This window comes from Comamonas sp. GB3 AK4-5, assembly GCF_041320665.1.
GTDB lineage: Bacteria > Pseudomonadota > Gammaproteobacteria > Burkholderiales > Burkholderiaceae_C > Comamonas.
In genome coordinates, this window is the sequence record NZ_CP166730.1 from 3251062 (window position 1) to 3272258 (window position 21197).

A 21197-nucleotide genomic window follows, 5' to 3' on the forward strand; every position below is an offset into this window, starting at 1 on the left:
GTATTCCTCAGTAATGCTGCAGAACATGCTCTGCAGCGGATATCGGAGAAGCCAGGCTGGCCCAGCGGCCCTGGGCCACTGGCTTGCACAGCCTTTCAGAGAAGCATGCGGGCGCCATGGGCGCACCGCATACCTCTGCCCACAGACTCAGGCGGTCTTGACCGCTTCGCGGTACACCAGGAGCGGCGCCTTGCCGTCCTCGATGGTGGATTCCTCCACCACCACCTTGGCCACACTGTCCATAGTGGGCAAATCAAACATGGTGCCAATCAGCGCTTGTTCAAGGATGGAGCGCAAACCACGCGCACCGGTCTTGCGAGCCAGGGCCTTGCGGGCAATGGCATTGAGTGCGCCAGGGCGAATTTCCAGCTCCACGCCTTCCATGCCCAGCAGCTTGCTGTATTGCTTGACCAGGGCGTTCTTGGGCTCGGTCAGAATCTGCACCAGTGCATCTTCGTTCAGCTCCGCCAGCGCCGTCATCACCGGCATACGCCCCACCAGTTCAGGAATCAAGCCGAACTTGATCAGGTCTTCCGGCTCGATTTCCTGGAACATCTCGGACAGCGAGCGCTGCTTCTTGCTCTTGACCGTGGCGCCAAAACCGATGCCAGAGGCCTCGGTGCGGTTTTCGATGACCTTCTCCAGGCCCGCAAACGCACCACCGCAGATGAACAGGATGTTGGTCGTGTCGATCTGCAGAAAGTCCTGGTTCGGATGCTTGCGCCCGCCCTGGGGCGGCACGCTGGCCATGGTGCCTTCGATCAGCTTGAGCAGCGCCTGCTGCACGCCCTCACCCGACACGTCACGGGTGATGCTGGGGTTGTCCGACTTGCGCGAAATCTTGTCGATTTCATCGATGTAGACGATGCCGCGCTGTGCACGCTCAACTTCATAGTTGCAGCTTTGCAGCAGCTTCTGGACGATATTCTCCACGTCCTCACCCACGTAACCGGCTTCGGTCAGCGTGGTGGCGTCGGCCATCACAAACGGCACATCCAGCTGGCGCGCCAGGGTCTGGGCCAGCAGCGTCTTGCCCGACCCCGTAGGGCCCACCAGCAAGATGTTGCTCTTGGACAGCTCGACCTCGTCCTTGCCGGCCTTGTCCTTGTGGCGCAGGCGCTTGTAGTGGTTGTAAACCGCTACCGCCAGGGTGCGCTTGGCCTGGTCCTGGCCAATCACATAATTGTCCAGATTGGCCTTGATTTCTGCCGGCGTGGGCAGATCGCCTCGGGCTTCACGGGCGGCATTGCCTGGCAACTCGTCACGGATGATCTCGTTGCACAGATCGATGCACTCGTCGCAGATAAAGACGGACGGCCCAGCAATCAGCTTCTTCACCTCATGCTGGCTTTTGCCGCAGAAGGTGCAGTAGAGGTTTTTCTCGCTGGAAGTGCCTTTTTTCTCGGCCATGGGGGCAGTGCCTTGTTACAAAGAAGAGGAAAAACAATGATACCAACAGGAAAAACGGCGCACTCCGTGTGGAATAACGCCGCACTCCCTCGGCTTCGCGGTGCTTAGGAGCGCCGAGCAATCACCTGGTCCACCAGACCATAGTCCTTGGCTTCATCAGCACTCAGGAAATAGTCGCGCTCGGTGTCGCGCTGGATCTTTTCCAGCGACTGACCAGTACGCTCTGCCAGGATGTTGTTCAGCTGCTCGCGGGTCTTGAGGATTTCACGGGCGTGAATCTCGATCTCCGTGGCCTGACCCTGCATGCCGCCCAGCGGCTGGTGGATCATGACCTTGGAGTTGGGCAGCGCAAAGCGCTTGCCCTTGGCCCCTGCAGCCAGCAGGAAAGCACCCATGCTGGCAGCCATGCCGGTGCACAGCGTGGACACATCCGGCTTGATGAAGTTCATCGTGTCGAAGATGGCCATGCCGGCGCTCACCGAGCCACCGGGCGAGTTGATGTAGAACGAGATGTCCTTGTCGGGGTTCTCGCTCTCCAGGAACAGCAGCTGCGCCACCACCAGGTTGGCCGTTTGGTCATTCACCGGGCCCACCAGGAAGATCACGCGCTCCTTCAGCAAGCGCGAATAGATGTCGTACGACCGCTCACCGCGGCCGGACTGTTCGATCACCATAGGGACCATGCCCAAACCCTGTGTATCCAATGCGCTCATAGTTCTCTCCTGTCAATTTCAGCAATGTAGCCTAGCCAAGAAATGAAATGGGGCTTGTGCCGCAAAGCACAAGCCCCGGTGATGAAAAGCCTAACGGGGACTTTCTGCCAGCAGCCCGCCCACCGTCAGGTCAAGCCGCTTTAGGCCTGACCCATCAGCTCATCAAACGACACAGCCTTGTCGCTCACCTTGGCCTTGCCCAACACAAACTCGGTCACATTGTTTTCCAGCACCACGGCTTCCACTTCAGCCAGACGCTGACGGTCGCCAAAGTACCAGCGCACCACATCTTCCGGCTTTTCGTAGGAAGCTGCCAGCTCATCCACATGGGCCTTCAACTGCTCGGGCGTGGCTTCCAGCTTGTTGGTCTTCACCAGCTCGGCAACCACCAGGCCCAGACGCACGCGGCGCTCGGCTTGGGGCAGGAAGATGTCTTCGGGGATTTCAGCATTGGCTGCATCCTTGATGCCGCGCTGCTGCAGGTCGGCGCGTGCGCCTTCCAGCAGACGGCCCACTTCGGCTTGCACCGAAGCCTTGGGCAGCTCCAGCTCGGCCACGGACACCAGAGCGTCCATGGCGGCTTGCTTGTTGCGAGCCTGCACGCGGAACTTCACTTCGCGCTCCAGGTTCTTCTTGATGTCACCGCGCAGACCGTCGACCGTGCCGTCAGCAATGCCCAGCGACTTGACGAAGGCTTCGTTCACTTCGGGCAAGTTTGCGGACTCAATCTTCTTCACGGTCACCAGGAAGTCGGCAGTCTTGCCGGCCACATCCTTGCCATGGTAGTCCTCGGGGAAAGCCAGGGGGAAAGTCTTGGACTCACCGGCCTTCATGCCGCGCACTGCGTCTTCGAATTCCTTAAGCATCTGGCCTTCGCCCACCAGGAACTGGAAGTCTTCGGCCTTGCCGCCGGCAAAGGTTTCGCCGTCGATCTTGCCTTCAAAGTCCACGGTCACGCGGTCACCGTCCACAGCGGCTTCGGCAGCGGGGCGCTGAGCGAAGGTGCGACGCTGCTTGCGCAGAATGTCCACGGTCTTGTCGATGGCTTCGTCGTTCACTTCAGCGGTCAGCTTTTCGACAGCGGCACCGGCCAGATCACCGATCTTCACTTCGGGGAAGACTTCGAAGATGGCGTCGAACTGGGCTTCGCCTTCGGCAGCGCCTTCCTTTTCGGAAATACGCGGCTGGCCAGCCACGCGCAGGCCGGCTTCATTCACGGCCTGTGCAAAAGCCTCGCCCACCTTGTCGTTCAGCACTTCGTACTGCACGGAGTAGCCGTAGCGCTGTGCCACCACGTTCATGGGCACCTTGCCGGGACGGAAACCATCCATCTTCACCGTGCGTGCCACCTTCTTCAGGCGCGAATCGACTTCGGTCTGGATTGCGGCGAGGGGCAGGCTCAGCGTGATCTTGCGCTCGAGCTTTTCAAGGGTTTCAACAGTAACTGCCATGATGGTTCCTAAATCTCGGGGAAAGGGTGGACCGTGCCGGCTGCAGTACAGCCTGCACCGTATTCCGCAAAGTCTCACATGGATGGTGCGCGGGGCCGGACTCGAACCGGCACGGTGTTGCCACCGTCAGGACCTAAACCTGGTGCGTCTACCAATTTCGCCACCCGCGCGGTCTCTATAACTGCAAAGCCGGCAGGCGCGCTGCCGGCTTGTGCGTTAGGGGTCAACCTTGGATTTTAGCGTGGATTCTTTGGGCCCCATGGATTTTCACTTTCAAACCTTCAAATTTGTGTAGCCGGCGCTATCTCTGTGAGCCACGCCCTCACGCCTTTTCAGCCGCAGAAAACCGGCTGCCCCAGGCCGGGGCAACCAGCAAGGGCCGCACCACTGCAAAGGCAGCCCCCACATGAGGCCGCTCAGGTGGTGATATCCAGCCCCGGCTTTTTCACCCTGAACCAGGCTGCATACATGGCGGGCAGGGCCAGCAAGGTGAGCACCGTCGCCACCACCAGCCCACCCATGATCGCCACGGCCATGGGCCCCCAGAACACGCTGCGCGACAGCGGAATCATGGCCAGCACGGCGGCGGCGGCGGTCAGCACAATGGGCCGCAGGCGGCGCACGGCGGCTTCCACGATCGCATCCCAGGCCGGTACGCCCCGGGCGCGATCCAGCTCGATCTGGTCGATCAAGATCACCGAGTTGCGCTGGATCATGCCCATTAGTGCGATCACGCCCAAGAGCGCCACAAAGCCGAAGGGGCGGTTCAGCAGCAGCAGGGCTGCGGCCACGCCGGCAATTCCGAGCGGACCTGTCAGGAACACCAGCATGGCGCGACTGAAGCTGTGCAGCTGCAGCATCAGCAGCGTGAAGGTGAGGAACAGCATCACCGGCACACCGGCCGCAATCGAGGCCGATCCCTTGGAGCTTTCCTCCACCGCACCTGCCACTTCGATGCGGTAGTCCGTGGCGCCCTGGGCATGCCACTGCGCCTCCAGCTGGCGCAGCTGCGGCAGCAGCGCAGCCGTCACCGTGGCGCCTTGCAGGCCTTCGCGCACATCACCTTGCACGGTGATGGCGTAGTTGCGCCCTTCCCGCCACAGCACGCCCGGCTCCCAGCCCATGACGGGCTTGGCAATCTGCGTCAGCGGAATGGATTTGCCGCTGGCCGTGGGCAAATAGGCGTTGGCCACCTGGGAGATGGCCTCGCGCTCGCTGCCTGGCACGCGCAGCACGATGTCGATCAGCTTGTCGCCTTCGCGGTACTGGCCCACAGCGGCACCGCTGAAGCGGATGCGGGCTGCCTGGGCGATGGACTGGCTGCTCACTCCCAAGGCCCGCGCCTTGTCCTGATCGACCTCCAGACGCATCACCTTGACGGACTCGTTCCAGTTGTCATTCACGCCGCGCATATCGGCGCTGGCACGCAGCATCTCCTTGACGGTGTCGGCACGCTGGCGCAGCTGGGTCGGGTCGGTGCCTATGACGCGAAACTGCACCGGATAGGCCACCGGTGGACCGCTGGGCAGCAACTTGACCCGCCCGCGCGCTTCGGGGAATTCCTGGGCCAGCAGCGCAGGGAATGCCTGCAGCAACCGATCGCGTTGCGCCAAATCCTTGGCCAGCACAATGAACTGCGAGACGTTGCTCTGCGGGAAGACCTGGTCCAGCGGCAGATAAAAGCGCGGCACGCCCGTACCCACCCACACGGCCACGTTCTCCACGCCGTCAAGCTGCATGAAACGCTGCTCCATGCGCTGCACCACGGCCTCGTTGGCTGCAAAGGCCGTGCCTTCGGGAAACCAGGCATCGACCAGGATTTCCGGGCGATTGGAGTCCGGGAAGAACTGCTGCTGCACCCGCGTCATGCCCACAATGCCCAGCCCAAACACCAGGGCCGTGGCGCCAATGGTCAGCCAGCGGTGCTGCACACACCAGTACACCGCGCGGCGAAAGCGGTTGTAGAACGGGCTGTCGAACACCTCATGCGGATCCTCGCTCATGCCCGGATGCACCTCATGCTTGGGCTGTTTGAGGAACAGCGTGCCCAGATAGGGCACAAAGTACACCGAGGCCAGCCAGCTCAACACCAGAGCCACCACGGTCACAGCAAAGATGGCGAAGGTGTATTCCCCGGTCATGGACTTGGCCATGCCAATGGGCAAAAAGCCGGCCGCCGTGATCAAGGTGCCGGTCAGCATGGGCTTGGCAGTAATCTCGTAGGCAAAGGTGGCCGAGCGCAGCTTGTCATAGCCCTCTTCCATCTTGCGCACCATCATCTCCACCGCAATGATGGCGTCGTCCACCAGCAGGCCCAGGGCGATGATGAGCGAGCCCAGCGACACCTTGTGCAGCCCTATGCCCCAGTACCACATAGCCAGAAAGGTGGCGGCCAGCACCAGCGGAATCGTCACCCCCACCACCAGGCCGGGGCGCGGGTCGATGTACCAACGCTTCCACCACACCGAGGCTTCGGCACGCTTGTGCAGGCCCAGGCTGACAAAGCTCACCGCCAGCACCACCACCACGGCCTCGATCAGCACCTTGATGAATTCATTCACCGACTCGGACACCGCACGTGGCTGGTCCTGCACATTGGCCAGTTGCATGCCTGCCGGCAGCGTGGCCGCAATGCGCTCCACCGCCGCATGCAAGCCCTTGCCCAGGCGGATGATGTCCCCGCCCTTGGTCATGGAAATGCCCAGCGCAATGGACTCCTGGCCCTGAAAGCGCACCTTGGTCGCGGGCGGGTCCACATAGCCGCGCGTGATGTCGGCCACATCACCCAGGCGCAGCTGGGCGCCCGAGGCACCGCGAATCGGCATGGCGCGCAAGTCCTCGATGGCGGTGAACTGGCCGCCCACACGCACCTGCACCTGCTCATCCGGCGTTTGCAGCACACCCGCGCCCTCGATGGCGTTTTGCTGGCTGAGCTGGCCCAGCACCTGGTTCATATCCAGACCCAGCTGCGACAGCCGTTGCTGCGATAGCTCGATGAACAGCTTCTCATCCTGCGCGCCGAACAGCTCGACCTTGGCCACATCCGGCACGCGCAGCAGTTGCTGGCGCACCTCGTCGGCCACGGTCTTGATTTCGGCGTAGCTAAAGCCCTCACCCTGCAGGGCATAGATCACGCCATACACATCACCGAATTCATCGTTGAAGAACGGCCCCTGCACGCCCTGCGGCAAGGTGTAGCGCATATCCCCCACTTTCTTGCGCACCGTGTACCACAGCTGGGGCACGTCGCCGGGGCGGGATTTGTCCTTGAGCTGGAAGATGACCTGCGACTCCCCCGGCTTGGAATAGCTGCGAATCTTGTCCGCATAGGGCACATCCTGCAGGGTGCGCTCGATCTTGTCGGTCACCTGCTCGGCCACCTGCTGGGCCGTGGCACCGGGCCAGTAGGTGCGGATCACCATGGCGCGGAAGGTGAAGGGTGGATCCTCATCCTGCCCCAGCTGGAAATAGGCCGCGCCCCCCAGCAGCAAGATGACGATCAGCAGATAACGGGTGAGCGGAATATGCTCCAGCGCCCAGCGCGAGAGATTGAAGCCGGCTTTGGGTTCCTGGCGTGCCATGGTCAGCGCCCCTGCTGCGCTGCTGCGCCGGCCTGCTCTGCTGCGGACACTTCGGATTTGATAGCAGACCCTGCTTCACCAGCCTGCGTTACAGCCTGTTTTGGCGCATATTTATCCTGGTAGACCGTCACATGCTGGCCCTCGGTCAACACATGCACGCCCGCCGTCACCACCTGCATGCCCGGCGCCACGCCCTGGGCAATCACCGCCTCGTTGCCATCGGCCGAGGCCACCGTCACCAGCTGGCTGCGCACGGTCTTGGCCTGCGAGTCATACACCCACACCGCCGATTGATCTCCCTGCGCGCGCAGCGCCGTGGTCGGCAGCTTGATGAGCGCCGTCCCCGCCGGGCCCATGCCCTGGGGCAGGGCATACACGGTGGCCCCCAGGGGCAGGGGCGCATCGGCCGCCAGCGCCACCTTCACGGCGTAGGTGCGCGTCACCGGGTCGGCCGCAGCCGCCAGCTCGCGCACCTTGCCCTGCAGCAGCGCCCCGCCATCGGCCCAGGGCCGCACCTGCACGGCCTGGCCCACATGCACCAGGCCGCGCTTGTCTTCGGGCACAGCCAACACCACGTCGCGCGCGCCGTCCTGGGCAATGCGCACCACGGGCGCGCCGGCTGCCACCACCTGGCCAGGTTCGGCCTCCACGGCCGTCACCACACCGGCCACATCGGCCACCAACCGGGTATAGCCGCTTTGATTGGATTGGGATGCGGCATTGGCCTTGGCCTGGTCCAGCTGCGCCTGGGCAGATTTGAAGGCGGCAGAGCGCCGGTCCAGCTCGGCGCCGCTGATGAAGTTCTTGTCCTTCAGCGCCTGGTAGCGCGCCAGATCGGCCGCAGCCAGATCGCGCTGCGTGGTGGCCGCCGCCATCTGGGCCTGGGCGGCCTGGGCCGCCAGGGCGTAGTCGCTGCCATCGAGCTGAGCCAGCAACTGGCCGGCCTGCACACTCTGGCCCACATCCACCAGGCGCTGCACCAGCTTGCCCGCTACACGAAAGCCCAGCCGCGACTCGGTGCGCGCGCGCACCTCACCGGCGTACTCCAGCGTCGCCGTGGCGTTCGATGCCCCCACGGTGACCAGCTTCACCGCGCGCACAGGCTCCTCGGCTGCAGGCTTGCGCGAGCAGCCCGCCACAGTCAACGCCACCGTCACTCCCACCAGCACACCGGCCCACGGCGTGCGTCCCCAAGCGCAAGGCTTCATCGCCATTCCCACCCTTACTTACTGACTAGCTGGTTATTAAAAGATTCGGCATATTAACCGCAGCACGGCGACAATCCACCGCGTGAAGTCCACTACCCCCGCCACAGCGACCAAGGCCTCGCTTTCCCAGGCCGCACCGGTCACGCATTACGAGAACTTTCCGGTCGCCTCCCTCCTCTGCCCACCGGCGCTGCGCCCACCGATTGCGGCGCTCTACCACTTTGCCCGCAGCGCAGACGACCTGGCCGACGAGGGAGACGCCACACCGTCTCAGCGCCTGGCCGACCTGGCGGCCTACCGCCAGGAGCTGCACGCCGCGGCCGCTGGCAGCCCGCCCGGCCCGCGCTGGGCCGGCATCTTTGGCCCGCTGCAATATGCGCTGCAGCAACACCATCTGCCCGCGGCACTGCTGGACGATTTGCTCAGCGCCTTTGCCCAGGATGTGGACTTCAATGCCCGCGCCGCCAGCTATGCCGACCGCGACCAGCTGCTGGATTACTGCCGCCGTTCCGCCAACCCCGTGGGCCGGCTGCTGCTGCATCTGTATGGCATACAGGACGCCACCAGCCTGCAGCAAAGCGATGCCATTTGCAGCGCACTGCAGCTGATCAATTTCTGGCAGGACCTGAGCGTGGACCTACCACGCGGCCGCCACTATCTGACCGATGCCGACTGCAGCCGCTTTGGCGTGCAGCGCGCCGATCTGCTGCAGCCCCAGACCACGGAAGCCAGCCGCGCCCTGGTGATGGACTGCGCCACCTGGGCCCGCGCACTGATGCTGCAGGGCGCCCCCCTGGTGCACCGCCTGCCCGGGCGCGCAGGCTGGGAGCTGCGCCTGGTGGTGCAAGGCGGGCTGCGCATTCTGGACAAGGTCGAGGCCTTGCAAGGCAACAGCCTGCTGCAACGCCCCACCGTGAGCAAGGCCGATCTGCCGCGCATGCTGTGGAAAGCGTTAAGGATGTCACCCCCCTGAGTCGCCTTCGGCGCCTTCCCCCCGCTCTTCGCTCGCTACGCTCGCGGGCAGGGGGACGCTGCCAGCGCTGCGGGGGCGGCCCTTGCGCGGCAGCCCTGGCCTGGGCCGCGCCCGTTTTACGCACCTAAGAGCGTGTTCACCATCACCTCGCGGCGCGCCCGCAAAGCCACTGGCCCGAAGGGTTGAAGCGAAATCGGGCGATTTCCTCGCGCTGAAGCACATCGTGCCCCCGCTCTCGCTTCGCCGCAGGCAGCACCAGTTTTACGGCTACGCCCCCAAGCTGGCCGCTATGGCAGGAAAAGCCTTCCAAAGCTTATGGATGCGCATAAGCACCCTCACAATCCATAGCAAACCCCATCGCTGACTTAAGTAACCACCCTGCTTGCGAGCCGCCGGCTGCTGGCGCATGCTGGTCAGCGGTCCACCCTCACTTTCGCGCTCCAGGCCTACGAGGTATTTCCATGCATGTCAGCGTGTTCGATCTGTTCAAGATAGGCATAGGTCCCTCCAGTTCCCACACCGTCGGCCCCATGGTGGCGGCCCTGGATTTCGCCTTGGGGCTGCAAGCCCGGGGCCTGCTGCCCCAGGTCGACAGCGTGACCGTGGAGCTGTTTGGCTCCCTGGCCGCTACCGGCATAGGCCATGCCACCGACACCGCCGTGCTGCTGGGCCTGGCCGGCCACAGCCCCGAGACCGTATCCGCCGACGCGGCCCAGACCCTGGAGGCGCAAGTCGCTCGCAGCAGCCAGCTGCAGTTGCTGGGCGTGCACCCCACGCGCTTCATCACCCAGCGCCAGATGCTGCTGCGACGCAAAAGCCTGCCGCGCCACCCCAATGCCCTGCGGCTGGTGGCGCATGACGCTGCTAGCCAGTTGCTGCACGAGGCGGTGTACTACTCGGTGGGCGGCGGCTTTGTGGAAGATGAAGCCGGCCAGCGCATAGGCACACCGCCCGGCCCGCCGCTGCAAGATGGCACGGCCGCCGTGCCCTACCCCTATGCCAATGCCCTGCAGTTGCTTGCCAGCTGCCAGGCCCGGCAGCTATCCATAGACACCCTGGCCTGGGCCAATGAATGCGCCCAGCGCGAAGCCGCTGCCGTGGCCGAGGGGCTGGACCAGATCTGGCAGGTCATGGACGCGGCCATCACACGCGGCTGCGCGGCCCAAGGCCTGCTGCCCGGGCCGCTGCGCCTGCCCCGGCGCGCTGGCGCATTGATGACCCGCCTCAAGACCCAGGCCGGCGAGCGCCCACCCGACCCGCTGGCTGCCATGGACTGGGTGAATCTCTACGCCATGGCGGTGAACGAGGAAAACGCCGCCGGCGGCCGTGTGGTGACCGCACCCACCAATGGTGCGGCCGGCGTGATTCCGGCCGTGCTGCGCTACTACCAGCGCTTTATCCCCGGTGCCGATGCCACCGGCATACGCCGCTTTCTGCTGGCCGCCGGCGCCATTGGCGCCATCTACAAGCGCAACGCCTCGCTGTCGGGCGCCGAGGTGGGCTGCCAGGGCGAGGTGGGCGTGGCCTGCTCCATGGCCGCCGCCGGCCTGGCCACCGTGCTGGGCGGCACACCGGCCCAGGTGGAGAACGCGGCCGAAATCGGCATGGAGCACAACCTGGGCATGACCTGCGACCCGGTCGGCGGACAGGTGCAAATCCCCTGCATAGAGCGCAATGCCATGGGCGCCGTCAAAGCCATCAACGCCGCGCGCATGGCCTTGCTGGGCGATGGCACGCATTTTGTCTCGCTGGACCAGGTGATCCGTACCATGGTGCAGACCGGCGCCGATATGAAGAGCAAGTACAAGGAGACTTCACGCGGCGGGCTGGCGGTCAATGTGGTGGAGTGTTGAAACACCCCCCTGAGTCGCCTTCGGCACCTTCCCCCCGCTCTCGCGTCGCTGCGCTCGCGGGCAAGGGGACGACACCAGCGCGGCGGGGCGGCCCTTGCGCGGTGTCTCTGGCTTGAGCCAGGCCTGTTTTTACACGGCTTGGACGCTGGTCAATCTTTGCAGTGACGAAGAAGTCCCCCGTCGGTACGGACTGCCTGCTCTTGGGTCAATCACCCTGAAACGAACGCACAGAGCGCAGCAGCAGCTACTTTTTCAAGAGCACCCGCCTACTCGGCGGCGCCGCCTCACGCCAGCGCGGGCGTATCCACAGGCTGGGCCGACAGGGCCGATCTGCCCATGCCGGTCGATCCGCGTGGTGCGGCCACCGGCGCGGCCCTTGCCCCGCTGGCACTGGCATCCAGCACAAAGCGCGAGGCCATGGCGGCCAGCTGGCGGGCCTGATCCTGCAGCGAGGACGAGGCGGCCGAGGTCTCTTCCACAAGGGCTGCATTTTGCTGGGTCACATCGTCCAGATTGGTGACGGCGCTGTTGATCTGCGCCAGGCCACGCGACTGTTCGCGGCTGGCTTCGGCAATTTCGCTGACGATGTCGGCCACGCGCTGGATGCCGGTGACGATGTCCTGCATGGTGGCGCCGGTGCGGTGCACCTGCTCGCTGCCCACGCGCACCCGGTCCACCGAAGCGGTGATCAGCGTCTTCACTTCCTTGGCGGCTTCGGCGCTGCGGCCGGCCAGCGAGCGCACCTCGCCAGCCACCACGGCAAAGCCGCGGCCCTGCTCGCCGGCGCGCGCGGCTTCCACGGCGGCATTCAGCGCCAGGATATTGGTCTGGAAGGCGATGCCATCGATGACGGCAATGATGTCTTCGATCTTGCGCGAGGACACATTGATGTCCTCCATGGTCTGCACCACCTGGCTCACCATCTCGCCGCCGCGCTGGGCCACATTGGTGGCGGTGGAAGCCAGCTCGCTGGCGCGCACGGCGCTGTCGGCGTTGTGCTGCACGGTGCCGGACAGCTCTTCGGTTGCGGCGGCCGTCTGCTCCAGCGAGCTGGCCTGCTGCTCGGTACGGGCCGACAAATCCTGCGTGCCGGCGGCCACCTGGGTGGATGCTCCGGCAATGGCTTCGGCACCATTGCGCACCTGGGCAATGATCTGGTGCAAATGGGTGCGCATGGCCTCCATCTGCCCCAGCAGCGAGGAGATTTCATCCCGGCCGTTGCTGTGGATATGTTGGGAGATATCGCCCTCAGCAATCGCCTGGGACGCGGCCTGGGCCTGCTGGAAGCCCTGGCGCATGCGGCGCAGCAGCGAGACGGACAGCAGCGTGGCCGGCACACCGCCCAGCAAAATCGCCACCACAAACACCAGCAAGCCCATGTGGTAGTGCTGCTCGGCCTCCTGGTAAGCCACATCGGCCTTGCTCACCTGCAGGCCCTTGAAGGCGCCCACCAGGGCCACCAGCATGTCGCCTTCTTCGCGGCCGGTGGCCAGAAAGCGCTGCATCAGCTCGGGCGTGAAGTTCCCCCCCGTCATGGCGGTGATGTACTCCCCCATTCTGGCGTTCCAGGCTTCTTCCACCCGCACCACCTCCTCCAGCATGGCTTTTTCCTGCGGGTCCTGGGTCTTGGCCAGCAGCTCTTTTTGCATCTGCGCACCACGCTCCAGATTGCCGCGCACCGTGTCCAGGTGATCGGTCACCGGGTGGTCATGCAGCGCGGCCAGCGGGCTGTCGGGCGCATGCTGGTAGGCCAGCAGCAGTTGGTTGCGGCTGTGCAAGGCCGTCTCGGTCAATGCATCGGACAGCAAGATGCGCTGCAGCGATTCTTCATGCAGATTGCGCAGACTGTCTCGCGCAGACACCAGGCCATACCAGCTCATGCCGATGACAGCGACCAAAGAGAGCCAATAAGCCACAAACACCAGCGTATAGCGTTGGGTCAGTTTCAGCGCATTGAAATTCAGCATGCCCAGCCGTCCTCATGTGCAAAAAAATCGATATCCCACCATGGTAGAAGGATTGCCCGCGCTTCCGTAGGGGGGCGATGTTCACATCCGACACTCACTTGATCCACATCAAGCATGCGCCGCATGCGGCACGGCCTCGCGACATGGGACAATGCCGCCCCTATGACACCGGAACAGTACGTCCAGCAAAAAGCCGCTGCCTCGGGCAGCAGCTTCTACTACGCCTTCATGTTTCTGCCGGCCGCACGCCGCGCTGCCATCACGGCGTTCTACGGCTTTTGCCGCGAGGTGGACGATGTGGTGGACGAGGTGCACGACGCCGGTGTCGCCGCCTCCAAGCTGGCCTGGTGGCGCAAGGAAGTGAGCCAGGCCTTTGCCGGCCAGCCCAGCCACCCCACCATGCAGGCGCTGATGCCCCATGCCCAGGCCTTTGGCATCGCACCACACCATCTGCTGGCCGTGATCGAAGGCTGCGAGATGGACCTGGAGCAAACCCGCTACCTGGACTATCCCGGCCTGCAGCGCTACTGCCATCTGGTGGCCGGCGTGGTGGGCGAGGTCGCAGCGCGCATCTTTGGTCAGAGCAGCGAACAAACCACCGCATACGCCCACAAGCTGGGCCTGGCCTTTCAGCTCACCAACATCATCCGCGACGTGGGTGAAGACGCACTGCGCGGCCGCATCTATCTGCCCATCAGCGAGCTGCAGCAGTTCGATGTCAAGGCGCACGAAATCACCAAGCGCGAGTATTCCGAGCGCTTCACCGCGCTGATGCGCTTTCAGGCCGCACGCGCCCACCAGCTGTACGACGAGGCCTTTGCCCTGTTGCCCGATGCCGACCGCCGCCCCCAGAAGCCAGGCCTGATGATGGCCAGCATCTACCGCACACTGCTGCGCGAAATCGAGGCCGCCAACTTCCAGGTGCTGCACCAGCGCATTGCGCTGACGCCGCTGCGCAAGCTGTGGCTGGCCTGGAAGATGCAGGCCCTGGGCCGCATGTAGCCCATGCAGGCCGCAGTTTCACAGCACATTGCCGTCATCGGCGGCGGCTGGGCAGGTCTGGCCGCCGCCGTAGCCCTGGTGCAACGCGGCCACCAGGTGACCGTGTGGGAGACGGCCCGCCACTGGGGCGGCCGTGCCCGGGCCCTGAGTGTGCGTGACACGGCAGGCCAGGCACTGACGGTGGACAACGGCCAGCACATCTTGATCGGTGCCTACCGCGACTGTCTGGCGCTGATGCGCACCGTGGGCGTGGACACCGAAACCGCCCTGCTGCGCATACCGCTGGATTTGCGCCATGCCGACGGCAGCGGCCTGCAGCTGCCCAACCTGCCCCCGCCCTGGGATGCGGCGCTGGGCATCGCCCGCGCCAAGGGCTGGACATGGCAAGACAAATACGCCTTGCTGGCCCGCGCCACACGCTGGAAGCGCTCTCATTTCCGCTGCAACGCCCACGACACCGTGGCCGATATCTGCCAGGGCCTGCCTGCACGCCTGCTGCAGGAGTTCATTGATCCGCTGTGCATTTCGGCCCTCAACCTACCGGCCGCACAAGCCAGCGGCGTGGTGTTTCTGCGCATATTGCACGACAGCCTTTTTGCCGGACGCGGTGGCTCCGACCTGCTGATTCCGCGCACCGACCTGGGCCAGATTTTCCCCTGCGCCGCCGCCACCTGGCTACAGGCCCAGGGTGCGCAGTTGCACCTGGGCCAGCGCGTGCACCAGCTGCAGGCCTGCGGCGCCGATGCCCAGCAAGGCTGGCGCGTCAACGGCCAGCCTTTCGATGGCGTGGTGCTGGCCACCACCAGCGCCGAGGCCGCGCGCCTGGCACTAACTGCCGCTCCCGGCCTGCACGCCACCCGCAGCGCCTGCGAGCACTGGGCCGGCCTGGCCGACGCCTTGCCCCACACGGCCATTGCCACCATCTATGCCCAGCAACTGGCAGCCGTGCCCCGCACCCTGCCGGCCCCCATGGTGGCACTGCGCACCAGCGCCCAAGCCCCGGCACAGTTTGCCTTTGACAAAAGCCTGCTTCAGGGGCCACCCGGTCTGCTGGCCCTGGTGGTCAGCGCCAGCGACGCCCAGCCCGGCCATGACCGCGCCCGGCTGCAAACCCTGGTGCTGGAACAGGCCCGCCAGCAGCTGGGCCTAGGGCCGCTGCAGGCACTTCGTACCGTGGTGGAAAAACGCGCCACCTTTGCCTGCACGCCCGATGTGCAGCGGCCCCTGGCCCATGTGGGGCCACATTTGTGGGCCTGCGGCGACTATGTGCAAGGCCCCTACCCGGCCACCTTGGAAGGCGCCGTGCGCAGCGGGCTGGAGATGGCCAGGGCATTTGAAAAGCCACTGGGCTGACTGCCCACACCAGATAGGTTTCCAGGCATGCCACGGGTATCTCCCAGGCCCGCCAGACAGGGGTTTGACAGATTGGCGCGCCAAGATGGCGGTTTGGGCGCGGCCACCACTGCATCGCACGCGCCAGTTTGCTGGAGACCTGCCATGCCTTTGCCACCGCTTTACCCACCTTCCCGTGTCCCTGCCCTCAACCGTCGCCAACTGCTGGCAGCCGGCGCCGGCCTGGGCCTGGCTTCGGCCCTGCCGCATCTGCATGCCCAGACCGGCTGGCCCAGCAAGTCCATCCGTTTTGTGGTGCCGTTTGCGCCGGGTGGCAGCTCGGAAATCATTGCCCGCTCCACGGCGGCCGAGCTCAGCAAAAACCTGGGCCACAACGTGTATGTGGACAACAAGCCCGGCGCGGCTGGCAATATCGCCATGAGCGAGGTGGCGCGCGCCGATGACCAGCACACCGTGATCCTGGGCCATATCGGCACGCTGGCGGTGAACCCCTACATCTTCCCCAAGCTGCCCTACGACCCGAACAAAGATTTCCGCCCCGTTAGCCTGCTGGCCAAGGTGCCCAGCCTGTATGTGGTGCACCCGGACTTCCCGGCCAAGAACCTGCGGGAGTTTGTGGCCTATGTCCGCGCCAACCCGGGCAAGTTCAGCTACGGCTCGGCCGGCAATGGCAGCGCCGGGCATCTGGCCTTTGAATACCTGAAAGCCACGGCCAATCTGTACATGCTGCATGTGCCCTACAAAGGCACCGGGCCGATGATGACCGACCTGCTCTCCGGCCGGCTCGACGCCGCCTCGGTCGGCGCCTCGGCCCTGCTGCCCTTTATCAAAAGCGGCAAGCTGCGCTGCATTGCCACCGGTTCCACCCAGCGCCTGGCCCAGTTGCCGGATGTACCCACCGTGGCCGAGCAAGGCTTTGCCGGCTTTGAGATGACCCAGTGGTACGGCATGCTGGCCCCGGCCACCCTGCAGGCCGCCCATGTGGAACGCCTGGCCGCCGAATGCCAGAAAGCCGTGCGCGCACCCGATGCCTTGAAGCGTCTACAAGGCGATGCGGCCGACCCCATGGGTGGCACACCCGCCGAGTTTGCCCGCTTTATTGCGGCCGAACAGGCCCGCTGGAAGCAGGTGCTGCTGCGGGCCCAGGTGAAACCTGACTGACCCCCTGTGTCGCTTCGCGCCTTCCCCCTCTCTCTCGCTGCGCGAGGGAGGGGGACGACACCGGCGCTGCGGGGCGGCCCTTGCGCGGTGTCCTGGCGAAAGAGGGCTCGGCATGCTGCAACGGAAAGACTAGCCCCTCGCTTTAAGGATCGCCGGAGCGGGCCTGCGCTGCGCAGTGGGACTTCGGTAAAGCCCCACAACGCCGAGACAGCGCTTCAGGCTAGGCGCTGACCCGCAGACAGTACGTGGGTACGGCAAGGGCCAGCAACACCGCATGAAGCGCTGTATCGGCGCCTCAAACGATTAGCCCATCCTGACTTGCATCTCAGACCCAGAGCTTTTCAGCGCTCCATCCACCACTGGATAACGATCTTGGCCAGATAGCCGATAAACCCCACCCCCAGACCCAGAAAAATCACAAAGGTCCCGAACTTGCCGGCCTTGGATTCCCGCGCCAGTCGCCAGATGATGAACACCATGAAGGCGATGAAAGCTCCCACCCCGTAGGTGAGGAAAAATTGGGCCAGCTGTTCTTCTGTATAGCCAAAGATCACGACGTTCTTCTTTTCACAAAACCCTGCGGCCCTCCCCTTCTGCAACGGACAGATCACGCGCAGCAAACGCGGATGCATCCACCAGATCCCGGTAGGCATGCCAGCTGGCATGGCCCAGCATCGGCATCACGGCCACCAAGCCGATCAACAGCGATCCCAGCCCCAGCAGGGTAAACAACACAATCCATCCCGCCCACCAGGCCATGGCCAGCGGGTTCTCAATCACCACCAGCCAGCTGGTCAGCACCGCCTGGTAGACGCTGATGCGGCGGTCCAGCAGCAGTGGCATGGCCACCACGCTGGAGGCAAAAATCGGCGCTGCCAGCAGACTGCCCAGGGCCAGCCAGATGGCAAACCAACGCCCATCCGGCGCCAGCACCACATGCACGATGAAATCCACCGGCGTGGCAATGCGCACCGGCACATACAAGGTGATCAGCGAGGCCGACACCAGCACCCAGCCCGTGGCCGCCAGCGCCAGCAGCAGGCCAAAACGCACCAGACACCAGTAGCTGCCCGGATCGCTGCCAGCCTTGCCTCCATGGGCCTGCTGCCAGCTGGACCAGGTGGCCCGCACGGTGTGCCAGGACACGGTTTCGCCTCGCTCCAACGCACGGCTGATGGCATACAAGCTGGTGGCAAGCACCGGCCCGACGATGAGGAAACCCGAGAGGGCTCCCGCCATCAACCAAAAGCGATTGTGCCCCACTGCCAGAATGAGCCAGCCGAGCAGCATCAAGAAAACACCATGGGCCAGGCTCAGGGCCGGCGCTCGGCAGATGTCTTTCCAGCCCAGGGCCAGCCATTGCAACGGCTGGAGCATGCGGATGGCATGCACCGTGGGCAGATCCATGGTGGCGGTGGGTGTCAGGATACCGGGCATAGGCATTGCTCCTGTGGTGTGGCACAGGCACCGACCATGGGCCATCGGCAGGGCTGCTTGCCCCTGCCCTGCCCGCCCCGTCAGCTCAGTGGCCAGCCGTCTGCAGCAGTGCGCACAGCTGGTGCAAGTCGGTCACCGTAGCATGGGGTGCCGGTCCCTGTGCGGGCCAGTCTACGCCTTGGCGATTGAGCCATACCGCGTGCATACCCGCATCCAGGGCCCCGACCGCATCCAGCAGCGCGTCATCGCCCACATGCAGCACCTGGGCCACCTCCACCCCGGCGGCCTGGGCTGCGGCCTGGAACATGCGCACATCGGGCTTGGCATAGCCTGTGCTGCCCACGTTCAGGCTGGCGTGAAAAAAGCGCCCCAGCCCAATCTGCTCCACGTTTGCATTGCCATTGGACAACGCCACCACCGGCCAGCGCGCGGCCAGAAACTCCAGGGCCGGCAAGGCGTCGTCGTACAGATCGACTTTTTGGCGCTGGGCAAAGAAGTGATCGAATGCGGGCTCGGCCAGCGCGGGGTCATCTCCGGCCTGGCGCAGGGCGCGGCGTATGGATTCACGGCGCAGGCCGCTCAGGTCATGGCGCAGCGCGGGGTGCTCGCGCTCCACTGCCATGCGAATGGCGCGCACGGCTTCGGTGCTGCCCAGCATGGTGGCGGTACGCGGCGCATGCTCGCCCAGCCACTGCAGCAGCACGGCTTCGGCCCGTGCAATCGCCGGCCACACAGGCCACAAGGTGTCGTCCAGGTCCAGCGTAATGGCGCGTATCGCACTGAAATTTTGCATAGCGGGTGAGCATACTTCAGCGCGCTGCGCGGCCCGGCGCAGAGGGGCCTGATGCAGCGAATATGTCAGCATATGTCACAAAACCAAGCTATATGGCGGGCCGCATGGGCCAGCTAGGCTGACAGCCCTGCAGGATTTGCCACAATCGGGGCATGCCCTCACGCTTTGCCCCCGAACCCTCCTTGCCCGCAGGACAGCCCGAGCGCCTGGCCGTGCTGCTGTGCAACCTCGGCACCCCCGACGCCCCAACCCCTTCGGCGGTGCAGCGCTATCTGGCCCAGTTTCTGGCCGATGACCGCGTGGTGGAGATTCCCAAGCCGATCTGGAAGCTGATCCTGCACGGCGTCATCCTGCGCAAGCGCCCCAAGGAGTCGGCGGCCAAATACGCCACGGTGTGGGATGCCGAAAAGGGCTCACCCCTGCTGCACTGGACGCGCCGCCAGGCCGAGCTGCTGCAGGAATGGATGCGGGGTGCGGGCTGCGATGTACTGGTGGGCTACGCCATGCGCTATGGCAATCCGTCCATGGCCAGCCAGCTCGATGCGCTCAAGGCCCAGGGCGCCACGCGCATTCTGATTCTGCCGCTGTATCCCCAGTACTCGGGCACCACCACGGCCAGCGTCTGCGACGCCGTGTACGACTGGGCCAAGACCCAGCGCCATATCCCCGAGCTGCGCTTTGTGCACCGCTACTACGACGACCCGGGCTACATCCAGGCCCTGGCCCAGCGCGTGGCCCAGCACTGGCAGACCCATGGCATGGGCCGCCACCTGGTGCTGAGCTTTCACGGCGTGCCCGAGCGCACCCGCGACCTGGGCGACCCCTACCAGGCCCAATGCCTGGAAACCGCGCGCCTGCTGGCCGAATGCCTGGGCCTGCCCCAGGAGCAGTTCACCATCACCTTCCAGTCGCGCTTTGGCAAAGCCAAGTGGCTGGAGCCCTATACCGAACCCACGCTGGTGGCCTTGGCCCAGGCCGGCATCCATGGCGTGGACGTGATCTGCCCGGGCTTCACCAGCGACTGCATAGAAACGCTGGAAGAAATCGACCAGGAAGCGCGCGCCGCCTACCTGCAGGCCGGCGGCAAGCAGTTCCACTTCATTCCCTGCCTGAACGACACGCCGCACTGGATCGATGCGCTGCGCACACTCACCATGCGTCACATGGCGGGCTGGCCGGTTCCGGCCTATGTGGCCCCTCCCGTGGCTGCAGTGCCGCAAGCAGCGCCGCCCGACACAGAGGCTGCTGCCATCGCCCCTGCCGAAAGCGATAGCCCTTCCACCTCCCAGGCCAGCTGAGGCCAGCGCTTGTGTCTCCTGCCCCGGCCTGGCTCAGGCCGTGGCAGGCAAAATCCAGGCGGGATATTTCCGCAGCAAATGCCCAGCCGCTGCCCGCACCGCATCCTGGGCCTGCTCGCTGATGGGGGGCAGGCTTGAGCCCTTGCGCTTGACGATGCCGACCGAGCGGATCGGTCCATCTTCAATCCGGCACAAACGCATGCCTTTCAGGTCCAGCAGGGGTAAGACGCCCAGATAGGGCTGAATGGCAATGCCCACGCCCTGGCGCACAAACCCTGCCGCCGTGGTCACCTGGTCGAACGAAAGCTTGGGCCTGAACACAATGCCGCGCTGCAAAAAGGCGGCGCTGACATATTCCTTGGCCGTGCTGGCGTCGGTACCGCTGATCAAGGGCAGCTCCAGCAACTCCTCCATCTGCATCACCGGGCGCACCTGCTGCGTCCAGGCCGCCGGGGCCAGCAGCGCAAAGCGGTCGCGCATGATTTCTTCATACTCCAGTTCGGGGTGCGAGGGCGCGGCCGAGGCCAGCGCAAAGTCCACCTGGTAGTTCAGCAAACGCTGGATGGTGGAGGCGTTCGTGCCGTCATAAATGGTGAAGCGTGTGCCCGCCACCTGGGCCTCCAGCTTGGCGCAGACCTGGGGCAGCAAGGCATGGGCCATGGAAGGAATGGCGGCAATGGGAATGTGGTGTGCCTCCTTTTCCACCAGGCTTTGCATATGCTGCAGGCCGCTGTCGAACTCTCCCACCACGCGCCGGGCCAGACTGGTCATGCGCTCGCCCGCCGGCGTCAGCCGCACCGAGCGCGTGGTGCGCTCAAAGAGGACCACATTCAGCTCGTCCTCCAGGTCTTTCACGGCCTTGCTCAGCGATGGCTGGGTGACAAAGAACTGCTCTGCCGTGCGGCTGAAATTCAGCGATTCGGCCAATGCCAGAAAGATGCGCAGTTGGCGCGGCGTCACATTCACATCGACTTCCTTGTGTGCGGATTGGGGCTGT

General features: G+C 64.8%; 16 protein-coding genes and 1 tRNA gene. 6 read left to right on the top strand and 11 right to left on the bottom strand.

Going from position 1 to position 21197, the window contains the following annotated elements; genetic code table 11:
• Positions 1-147 precede the first annotated feature (147 nt).
• The 6 genes from clpX to ACA027_RS14740 all read right to left on the bottom strand — a co-directional run bounded on the left by clpX (position 148) and on the right by ACA027_RS14740 (position 8363).
• Positions 148-1410, bottom strand: a complete 1263-nt coding sequence (gene clpX, locus ACA027_RS14715; RefSeq protein WP_370678948.1) for an ATP-dependent Clp protease ATP-binding subunit ClpX — start codon at positions 1408-1410, stop codon at positions 148-150.
• A gap of 104 nt (positions 1411-1514) precedes the next feature.
• Positions 1515-2123, bottom strand: a complete 609-nt coding sequence (gene clpP / locus ACA027_RS14720) for an ATP-dependent Clp endopeptidase proteolytic subunit ClpP (RefSeq protein ID WP_370678949.1) — start codon at positions 2121-2123, stop codon at positions 1515-1517.
• 140 nt (positions 2124-2263) lie between these two features.
• On the bottom strand, positions 2264-3574 hold the full coding sequence (gene tig, locus ACA027_RS14725) for a trigger factor (RefSeq protein WP_370678950.1): 1311 nt from the start codon (positions 3572-3574) through the stop codon (positions 2264-2266).
• An 83-nt stretch (positions 3575-3657) separates the two neighbouring features.
• Positions 3658-3744: transfer RNA gene (locus ACA027_RS14730), tRNA-Leu, on the bottom strand.
• Positions 3745-3990: 246 nt separating this feature from the next.
• On the bottom strand, positions 3991-7155 hold the full coding sequence (locus tag ACA027_RS14735; RefSeq protein ID WP_370678951.1) for an efflux RND transporter permease subunit: 3165 nt from the start codon (positions 7153-7155) through the stop codon (positions 3991-3993).
• A gap of 2 nt (positions 7156-7157) precedes the next feature.
• Positions 7158-8363 (bottom strand): efflux RND transporter periplasmic adaptor subunit, encoded by a 1206-nt coding sequence (locus tag ACA027_RS14740; protein ID WP_370678952.1) that lies wholly within the window; start codon positions 8361-8363, stop codon positions 7158-7160.
• A gap of 82 nt (positions 8364-8445) precedes the next feature.
• Here ACA027_RS14740 and hpnC point away from each other — a divergent pair, with 82 nt between their 5' ends.
• Together hpnC and ACA027_RS14750 are read left to right on the top strand one after the other, a co-directional pair.
• Positions 8446-9336, top strand: coding sequence for a squalene synthase HpnC (gene hpnC / locus ACA027_RS14745; protein WP_370678953.1), 891 nt, complete (start codon positions 8446-8448; stop codon positions 9334-9336).
• Between the two features lie 461 nt (positions 9337-9797).
• Complete coding sequence (locus tag ACA027_RS14750) at positions 9798-11189, top strand: L-serine ammonia-lyase (protein ID WP_370678954.1); 1392 nt, start codon at positions 9798-9800, stop codon at positions 11187-11189.
• Positions 11190-11473: 284 nt separating this feature from the next.
• Here ACA027_RS14750 and ACA027_RS14755 read toward each other — a convergent pair whose 3' ends face one another.
• Positions 11474-13156 carry a methyl-accepting chemotaxis protein gene (locus ACA027_RS14755; RefSeq protein ID WP_370678955.1) on the bottom strand — a complete coding sequence of 561 codons (1683 nt, stop codon included), beginning with the start codon at positions 13154-13156 and terminating at the stop codon, positions 11474-11476.
• Positions 13157-13318: 162 nt separating this feature from the next.
• On the opposite strand from ACA027_RS14755, the gene hpnD reads away from it, so the two are divergent.
• The 3 genes from hpnD (at position 13319) to ACA027_RS14770 (ending at position 16672) form a co-directional block, all read left to right on the top strand.
• Positions 13319-14158 (top strand): presqualene diphosphate synthase HpnD, encoded by an 840-nt coding sequence (gene hpnD, locus ACA027_RS14760; RefSeq protein ID WP_370678956.1) that lies wholly within the window; start codon positions 13319-13321, stop codon positions 14156-14158.
• A 3-nt stretch (positions 14159-14161) separates the two neighbouring features.
• Positions 14162-15511 (top strand): hydroxysqualene dehydroxylase HpnE, encoded by a 1350-nt coding sequence (gene hpnE, locus ACA027_RS14765; protein ID WP_370678957.1) that lies wholly within the window; start codon positions 14162-14164, stop codon positions 15509-15511.
• 144 nt (positions 15512-15655) lie between these two features.
• Positions 15656-16672 carry a Bug family tripartite tricarboxylate transporter substrate binding protein gene (locus tag ACA027_RS14770; RefSeq protein WP_370678958.1) on the top strand — a complete coding sequence of 339 codons (1017 nt, stop codon included), beginning with the start codon at positions 15656-15658 and terminating at the stop codon, positions 16670-16672.
• Positions 16673-17013: 341 nt separating this feature from the next.
• Here ACA027_RS14770 and ACA027_RS14775 read toward each other — a convergent pair whose 3' ends face one another.
• The 3 genes from ACA027_RS14775 to ACA027_RS14785 all read right to left on the bottom strand — a co-directional run bounded on the left by ACA027_RS14775 (position 17014) and on the right by ACA027_RS14785 (position 18902).
• Positions 17014-17226 carry a DUF2788 domain-containing protein gene (locus tag ACA027_RS14775; RefSeq protein ID WP_370678959.1) on the bottom strand — a complete coding sequence of 71 codons (213 nt, stop codon included), beginning with the start codon at positions 17224-17226 and terminating at the stop codon, positions 17014-17016.
• 13 nt (positions 17227-17239) lie between these two features.
• Positions 17240-18109 (bottom strand): DUF2189 domain-containing protein, encoded by an 870-nt coding sequence (locus tag ACA027_RS14780; protein ID WP_370678960.1) that lies wholly within the window; start codon positions 18107-18109, stop codon positions 17240-17242.
• A gap of 85 nt (positions 18110-18194) precedes the next feature.
• A complete protein-coding gene (locus ACA027_RS14785) occupies positions 18195-18902 on the bottom strand; it encodes an HAD family hydrolase (protein ID WP_370678961.1) in 708 nt (235 codons plus the stop codon).
• 152 nt (positions 18903-19054) lie between these two features.
• Between ACA027_RS14785 and hemH the strand changes: the two genes are divergently transcribed.
• Complete coding sequence (gene hemH, locus ACA027_RS14790; RefSeq protein WP_370678962.1) at positions 19055-20200, top strand: ferrochelatase; 1146 nt, start codon at positions 19055-19057, stop codon at positions 20198-20200.
• Between the two features lie 33 nt (positions 20201-20233).
• On the opposite strand, the gene ACA027_RS14795 is transcribed toward hemH, so the two are convergent.
• Entirely contained in the window at positions 20234-21166 is a 933-nt protein-coding gene (locus ACA027_RS14795) for a LysR family transcriptional regulator (RefSeq protein ID WP_370678963.1), read from the bottom strand.
• Between the last annotated feature and the right edge of the window lie 31 nt (positions 21167-21197).